Source organism: Pseudorhodoplanes sp. (assembly GCF_050250235.1).
GTDB lineage: Bacteria > Pseudomonadota > Alphaproteobacteria > Rhizobiales > Xanthobacteraceae > Pseudorhodoplanes.
On record NZ_JBFWPA010000321.1, the window covers coordinates 1 to 2,526 of the forward strand.

Consider the following 2,526-nt stretch of genomic DNA (forward strand, 5'->3'; position numbering starts at 1 on the left):
CAACCGATCAAAGGAGTTCTAGCTATGAAATAAACGGAGCACACGATCGATACCGCGCCGGACGCCGCAACGGGAATCCTGACGGGCGCGAAGAAAAGTCTCGGCTTCGTTCCAAATCTATACGGGATGATGGCCGAGGCGCCTGCTCTGCTGAAAGCTTATGTTGCGCTCTCCGAGATATTCGATTCGACATCGCTGAACGCAACAGAGCGACAAGTGGTTCTTCTGGCGGTGAGCTACGAGAACAATTGCGAATACTGCATCGCAGCCCATAGCGTCATCTCCGGCATGCAAAGGGTTCCTGATAATGTGGTGCAGGCGATCCGTGTGGGTCATCCGATTGCGGATCGAAAGCTGGAGGCGCTGCGCCGCTTCGCCGCGGCGGTGGCGAAGACCCGTGGGTGGCCGTCGGACGCGGACGCCGCAGCGTTCCTGGACGCTGGATACACTTCGCAGCAGGCGCTCGAAGTGGTGCTTGGCGTCGGCATGAAGACGTTGTCCAACTACGCAAATCACCTCGCCGAAACGCCGCTTGATCAGGCATTCGCCGCTGCCGCCTGGTCGAAAGCCGCCTAGTTGACCTGCGAGATATCGCTCGAACGAGGCCGTCGGCGAATTGAGAATGGGGGTGGCGGATCGCCGCCCCATGACGTCTGTTCTCGATACCAGCGCTGCTGACGCGGCGCTGGGCGGAAATCGGAAGCGCGGTGCGCCGAGGTAGATTATAGTTCCACCAGCAGCTTGGCGAGCAGCTCGGGTGGCGCTTCGCTGTCAGGTACGATCTTTCGCTCGAGCAAATGCGCATGCTCGGACTCCTTACAAACCGAGCGAGAAGCTCATGAGTATATGCCTTGTTCCTTGTCCCTTTTTCGGATGATCTCTTGGCAGCGCCGTGTCTAGCGGTATCCCTCGCCCTACCGATTAACAGTGCGAGCTTGGATAATTTTACGCATTAATTGTATGCGAAGGTGCTTCGCAGTCTCCGGCATCTTTGAGCCCGTATCGCGGCCGAATGTTTATTTCTGACGACTGTAACCTTTCTCAACCGGTCGACGAAGTAGTGATGTTGTCCATGCATGATTAGGCCCACCGGAAAGCTAGGCTGGGAGCGGCATGCTGGTTGTTCTCGAAAAGAGAAGCGTTTTAAAAAGCATTTAATCAATTGATTAAGAACGATTTGAATCGCGATGCAACCAGAGTTCCTCAACGCGAAGGACGTTGCCGCCCACGATAGGTTGCGGTTAGCGTATTGATGTGTATCGAGGTTCCGCATTTGCGCTATGCCGTCGCAGCTGCGGACCACAGTAGCTTTCGACGCGCCGCGTCAGCGCTCAATATCACGCAGCCAACGCTGAGTAAGCGCATCCGCGAGCTTGAAGATAAGCTCGGCGTTCTCCTGTTCGAACGTTCGACGGGTGGCGCTGGACTGACGCCCATTGGCGAGGAGTTCGTGGTATCTGCCCGTCGGGTGTTAGCAGAGCTGGAAGCGATGGAAATCCGCGCGAAGGCCGGCAAACGGGGTGACGCCGGCCGGCTGGAGATAGGCTTCTATACGTCGCTCTCGATCGGCGCGCTGCGCGATACGCTGCTTACCTTCGTCAAGCAACATCCTGATGTGGAGGTGAACGTCGTCGAAGATGCTCGCGCGGCTTTGATCGCACAGCTCGATCGCGGAGCTATCGATATCGTCGTGGTGCTCGGCGAACCCGCTTACACAGACTACGCACATATGAGTTTGTGGTCGGAGCGGATCATGGTTGCCTTTCCCAAAGACCATCTGCTCGCTGTGCGTGATTTCGTTTACTGGACGGACCTCAAGAACGAGCGATTCCTGATGAGCCGGCGCGATCCGGATCCCGAGATTCAGGACGTGCTCATCAACAAGTTGACGTCACCCGGCGACCGCCCGCTCATCAAGCCGGTCAATGCCAATCGCGAAAACATCCTCAGTGTCGTTGGCGGTGACAGAGGTATCACCCTCATCTGCGAGTCCTCAACGGGCAACATCGTGCCGGGCGTCGTTTACCGCGAAGTCCGCGACGGCAACGGGCCGACCCGCGTCGGCTATGTCGCCTATTGGCGACGCAACAATGATAACCCTGCGCTCAAGCAATTTCGGAGTCTTTTGCAAGCCCATCCTGCGGTTCCTCCGGCAGATAGCGGGTCGTTGGCCTGACGGTCGAAACCGCCGTTCTTCTGTATTTTTTCGCTCCTCTACGACGACCCCTTTGATCTTGTTGCGTCGTCCGAAATCCTACCTCTTCTATTCATCCCCGATGTCCGGCCCACCTTCACGTGCCGGCGCAGCACCGGGGGCAAGATGGGGAATGCGACACCCAAGGCAGAAGCGGTCACACGCGGTGCCCGCATGCTGCGTACGGCGCTTGGGCCGGACATCGCCGCGTTCCTGGAAGACCCCGCCGTCGTCGAGGTGATGTTGAACCCCGACGGTCGCCTTTGGATCGATCGTCTATCCGAGGGGCTTTCTGAGACAGGTTCAACGCTTCTTGCAGCCGACGGTGAGCG

Annotated in this window: 2 protein-coding genes and 1 pseudogene; all 3 read left to right on the forward strand. The window is 57.9% G+C overall.

What is annotated here, in order from left to right:
• Positions 1–129: 129 nt before the first annotated feature.
• The gene (locus AB7F49_RS39405; protein WP_428533500.1) at positions 130–576 is read left to right on the forward strand and encodes a carboxymuconolactone decarboxylase family protein; all 447 of its coding nucleotides are present in this window, start codon (positions 130–132) and stop codon (positions 574–576) included.
• A 676-nt stretch (positions 577–1,252) separates the two neighbouring features.
• Positions 1,253–2,176 (forward strand): LysR family transcriptional regulator, encoded by a 924-nt coding sequence (locus AB7F49_RS39410; protein ID WP_428533503.1) that lies wholly within the window; start codon positions 1,253–1,255, stop codon positions 2,174–2,176.
• A 144-nt stretch (positions 2,177–2,320) separates the two neighbouring features.
• Positions 2,321–2,526: pseudogene (locus tag AB7F49_RS39415) on the forward strand (P-type conjugative transfer ATPase TrbB); the annotation flags it as partial.